This window comes from Mesorhizobium sp. M8A.F.Ca.ET.161.01.1.1 (assembly GCF_004792105.1).
Classification (GTDB): domain Bacteria; phylum Pseudomonadota; class Alphaproteobacteria; order Rhizobiales; family Rhizobiaceae; genus Mesorhizobium.
In genome coordinates this window covers 1-432 of the sequence record NZ_SRTD01000086.1, presented here as the reverse complement: position 1 = coordinate 432, position 432 = coordinate 1, and the positions used below count along the sequence as shown (strand labels likewise).

Genomic DNA, 432 nt, shown 5'->3' with positions numbered 1-432 from the left:
CCCCAAACAGACATAAAGACCAGAAACGCCCCGCCTTTCCAGAACACAGCCAACCTTTCTCTCTTTCCGATGAGTTGCATTTCTCCACGCCAGGTTTCTCGCCAGGCAGGCGAAAGCGCCGGCCTAAACCTTTTCCGCCGACAGACGTTGTTTGTTCCAGACGGACCGAGCGACCGGCAGCGGAGAGGATCACCCGATGTATTTCATGGCACTGGCCACCGACTACGACGGCACGCTGGCGCACAACGGCCTGGTCACTGCCAGCACGCTCTCGGCGCTGGAAAAACTGAAGAAGTCCGGCCGCAGGCTTGTCCTGGTCACCTGCCGCGAGCTGCCCGATCTCAAGCAGGTTTTTCCGGAGATCGGTCTGTTCGACAATTTAGTCGCTGAAAAGCGCGCCCTGATCTACACGCCGGCCAGCGAGGAGGAGCG

Annotated in this window: 1 protein-coding gene; it reads left to right on the top strand. The window is 59.5% G+C overall.

The window, feature by feature from the left end:
- Positions 1-196: 196 nt before the first annotated feature.
- Positions 197-432 (top strand): HAD-IIB family hydrolase (locus tag EN804_RS34730; RefSeq protein ID WP_135922311.1); only part of this gene is annotated, 236 nt, incomplete at its 3' end.